The organism is Allohahella marinimesophila (genome assembly GCF_039538005.1).
In the GTDB taxonomy this organism is placed as follows: Bacteria; Pseudomonadota; Gammaproteobacteria; order Pseudomonadales; family Oleiphilaceae; genus Allohahella; species Allohahella marinimesophila.
On record NZ_BAABBO010000003.1, the window covers coordinates 1 to 3760 of the forward strand.

The 3760-nt window shown below is 48.7% G+C and carries 5 protein-coding genes; 4 read left to right on the top strand and 1 reads right to left on the bottom strand.

All coding sequences use genetic code 11. The annotated features are described in order from the left end of the window. Positions 1-1168 precede the first annotated feature (1168 nt). Together ABD735_RS05225 and ABD735_RS05230 are read left to right on the top strand one after the other, a co-directional pair. Entirely contained in the window at positions 1169-1351 is a 183-nt protein-coding gene (locus ABD735_RS05225) for a hypothetical protein (protein WP_344804032.1), read from the top strand. 53 nt (positions 1352-1404) lie between these two features. Continuing rightward, entirely contained in the window at positions 1405-1785 is a 381-nt protein-coding gene (locus ABD735_RS05230) for a RuvC family protein (protein WP_344804034.1), read from the top strand. A gap of 506 nt (positions 1786-2291) precedes the next feature. Here ABD735_RS05230 and ABD735_RS05235 read toward each other — a convergent pair. Continuing rightward, positions 2292-2825 carry a tetratricopeptide repeat protein gene (locus ABD735_RS05235; protein WP_344804036.1) on the bottom strand — a complete coding sequence of 178 codons (534 nt, stop codon included), beginning with the start codon at positions 2823-2825 and terminating at the stop codon, positions 2292-2294. Positions 2826-3110: 285 nt separating this feature from the next. On the opposite strand from ABD735_RS05235, the gene ABD735_RS05240 reads away from it, so the two are divergent. Then, a complete protein-coding gene (locus ABD735_RS05240) occupies positions 3111-3356 on the top strand; it encodes a type II toxin-antitoxin system CcdA family antitoxin (RefSeq protein ID WP_344804038.1) in 246 nt (81 codons plus the stop codon). A 158-nt stretch (positions 3357-3514) separates the two neighbouring features. After that, the gene (locus ABD735_RS05245) at positions 3515-3751 is read left to right on the top strand and encodes a hypothetical protein (protein ID WP_344804040.1); all 237 of its coding nucleotides are present in this window, start codon (positions 3515-3517) and stop codon (positions 3749-3751) included. Positions 3752-3760 lie beyond the last annotated feature (9 nt).

The window sequence follows — 3760 nt, forward strand, 5'->3', positions numbered from 1 at the left end:
TCAGATTGCGTACACCAGCAAGAACAGGGTGAAACAGTCCCGAAATAGACGCTGTGATTGCGCCTCTCTCGTCAAAAATACCACCCTTCTTGAGCTGTGAGTAATGTCTATCATCATCGGCAAAACTTATGATGTGAGCGATCCTAGAGGAGAATTTGAGCGGGCTCTCGCCGTTTTTGCTCGCTCGCTCAAATTCGCGATTGATAGCAACGGTCTTGCCCGCTCCCATCCCGCCGATCAATGCNCAACCCTGCATTAATCTCCATGGAGATAGCTGGAAAGTGCTCTATAACTAGCTCTTTAGCATCTGCAAGCGACGTTCGCTCAGGTATGAGAGAATTTAAGTAGTCTTGCACAGAGCGAGCTATTTTTGCTCTATCTGCAACTGATTCTGCATAAATCATCTGGAACTGCATCATTGCTATTTTATCAGCAGATGCGATCAGGGTGTGGCCCTCGACTTGGAGCGCAACTTTCATTGAGTGGGCGAGTGCTGCTGCATTTATAGCATCAGATCGCGTTGCGACGAGGAGGACTTTGAGTTCTTTGTCTGCTTTAGCTAGAGCTTTTGCAGAATTGATATCCGCGCGCGTTGAAATGGGATTAGTGTACAAAATAGGGTTCATGTTACTGCTCACTTTTTTATTGTTATTTATTGTTATTATTTGTGACGAAGATCATCTATCTGAGACACGATAATATGATACGACTGTGAGTAGTTAAAATCAATACCTTTCGTAAATATAAATCGTTCTCCTAATAGTATATCGAAATAATATGGAAAAGTAAATATCGACAAAATTATATTATCCGTTAGGAAGTGCGAATAAATTCTGCACCGCTTATGCAGAATTTTTCGGCTAAAAATCCCCGAAAAGCTGTCCGCCGTTTTCGTAACTGACTGTTTCTACATGCTTTAAATTTCTTAGTTAGCCAAAAAAACCTGACCACGTAAAAGTTATCTCTTCTATATATAGATATATTACCGCTTCGCGGAGAGAGATACCCATTCTGTGTGGAGGCCCTGGCTACCTTCTCGTAGAGGTAACTTAAAATGGTCTATGTCTGTCTATGGGCTTAACTGTGTTCGATATCGGAGTCTTCATGAAACTTTGACGCACCTAGCGCACAAGCATAAGCTTAGGAAATCATGGGAGGAGGTCGAGGTATGAAAGAAGTTGAGGTAGCGATCGACGAAGATTGGCAGATCTTGTTACCTAGAGAAGTTGTAGATGCTCTAAGTCTGCAGAGCGGCGCAAGCATCGTGTGGTCTATAAATGAGTCAGCCGGACAAGTGCGACTGCGCAAGAGTCTCATTGATGCGTCACACGACCAGCCCGCCGACGATTAGCACGCAATTTGCGGACCATTGTGATGTGATTTTGAAATAGAAGAATAATATCAATGATTTTAAGTATAGACCCCGGACTATCAGGCGGAATTGCTCAGCTAGATGCGACCGTCATAATCATCGCTTTACATGATATGCCGACGCGAACTCTCAAAAAGAAGAAAGAAATAGATGCTGCAGCACTCGCTAATCTTATGCGCGATGCTGATGTGATCTATATTGAGCAAGTTGGTAGCCGCCCAGGCCAAGATGTCGTCTCTGCTTTTAGTTTCGGCAGGAACCTAGCCTACATCCTGGGTGCTGCTGGAGCGCTTAAAAAGCAAGATAACATGGTGAGGCCACAAGACTGGCAAGCCATGTTCGGGCTGGCTACTGGCGAAAAAGACAAGGCGCGTAAAAAGCAGCAGATCGCTGACAAGGCACTTGAGTTTTAGCCCTCCGCAAATTTACACGGACCACAGGGCGGGCTAAGGGATGGCAGGTCAGACGCTCTGCTCATCGCCAGATATGCCGCTATAACGAGAGCTCTTACTCGACTGGCATGATCGCGACTGGTTTTGGCGAGCTATAAAAAGATTATACCAACCTCGTTAATCGACGCACATACCAGCCAAACGCCCGAACCCCAGGCAGACCCTGTTCTAACATAGGTTTTAGCGGCGGATCAGGGTCCCACGGAGCTCCAAAACTGTGCATGTGCAAAAACGTTTCTGCCCGAGAATCACTCGTGAAATACGCCTCCTGCAGCCGTCGTTGAGCGCCAGACAGAATCTCAACCCGCTCTAGCACATCATCAGAGCACGCTACCTCAGACCCGCTTTTTACTTGCGCCCAAACAAGGTCCGACACGCCAAAAAGGCCCGCCGCTTCCGCATCTTCAAGAGCCCAGAACTTGGCCAGACGACGCATATCATTTGCGACGTCGGTTGATTTCTGTTGACTATTTTCCAGCTGATGCACCAATCGCCGCCCCAATTTCTCCGGCAGCATCCAGGTACTGCTGTTCAGCAACAGCCCGCTGCCGTTGAAGATTTGCTTCGTTAGCTAACTTCTGTCGATAGAGATCGGTGTCTGGCACTGGCGCACCTAACTTGCGCAATTGCTGTATCGAGAAGTCATCGTTGTATCTTGCCCCGATCGTGAATTGGTCCACTGCAAAGTCATGGTAGCCATTCTCGATAAACAAGATCCCCAGGTCGCGCATCGCAGGAATGTAGCCCTGATTTGCTGACATTCGATACCAATTAGCCGCTTCATCAGGATTCTTAGGAGTATTTCCAAGGCCATGGTGCCACATTTTACCGAGCGTATACTGAGCTACCATGTCTCCATTCTGGGCTGGTCCGTTGAGATTGTCCGCCGCTGTTGCATAATCCCCGGACAAAAACGCTTGCTGGCCCTGTTGGACCTGTGCTTGGTTAACACATCCGGACAGGGCTGCGGATGCGATCAATGTCAGTATTAGTCTGCGCATGAGCTGCTACTCAGTGTTTATAGTTGTTTAGCGATCACTCTACACCCAGCCCCACACCTCATCAACAACCCCGGCGCCCAGGCCATCCCGCCCTGGTTGGCCCCAAACCCAAACCAACCCCCTTGCCACCAACCAAACCATTGACCCCAACTATCCGCCGTTCGCGATAGTCCTTGCTGATGTCTTGCCAGCGGGTGTCAATAGCCACTGGTTGAATGCTCTTGGTTGGAGACTAATATGCGCCTAAACTGTAGTAATGCATGTGACAGCCCATTGGAGGCTACGATGTCCGAGCTTTACAACACAGTCGCACCCAAAAAATCAGTAGACTTGTCAGTTAACAGTGACCTGCTCCGTAAAGCCCGGAATCTGAACATTAACCTGTCAGCGACCCTGGAGCGAGCACTGGAAGAAGAGCTTTCCAAGCGCCAAGGGGCTCAATGGGGAGAAGAAAATCGCGCTGCGATCAAAAGCTACAACGATTTGGTCGGGCAAAAGGGGTGTTTGGGGGACGAATTTCGAGAGTTTTGATGACGCAATCTGTACCCCTAAACCAATCCCTTGACCCCAACCGTCCACTGTCCGCGGACCGCGGACACGCAACTTTTTTGAGCTGTGGCGTCAAACTAAGATAGAGTAGTTTAACGTTGCCGGTGGAGGGGGTTCGGGTGGAAGAGTACGAATTCAAAATGGCACTGTCATTTCGTCCGGGGACACTCAGTGTCGACGACCTAGTCGAGCGACTGGGCTCATCAGACTGCACAGATGCTCTGGTCGGAATCGGCGAGGAGGATTCAGTGTCGATGCAGTTTTCAAGGTCGTCAGAGGATCGTATGAGTGCAGTGCTCAGTGCGCTGAATGACGTCAAGTCAGCCCTTGTTGCTTCGGAAATCAAAGATATCGTGCAGATCGCTGTTTCAAGCTAATCTCAGCTG

Coding starts and splice junctions, on each gene's coding strand:
- ABD735_RS05225 (WP_344804032.1), top strand. CDS start 1,169: ATGAAAGAAGTTGAGGTAGCGATCGACGAAGATTGGCAGATCTTGTTA.
- ABD735_RS05230 (WP_344804034.1), top strand. CDS start 1,405: ATGATTTTAAGTATAGACCCCGGACTATCAGGCGGAATTGCTCAGCTA.
- ABD735_RS05235 (WP_344804036.1), bottom strand. CDS start 2,825: ATGCGCAGACTAATACTGACATTGATCGCATCCGCAGCCCTGTCCGGA.
- ABD735_RS05240 (WP_344804038.1), top strand. CDS start 3,111: ATGTCCGAGCTTTACAACACAGTCGCACCCAAAAAATCAGTAGACTTG.
- ABD735_RS05245 (WP_344804040.1), top strand. CDS start 3,515: ATGGCACTGTCATTTCGTCCGGGGACACTCAGTGTCGACGACCTAGTC.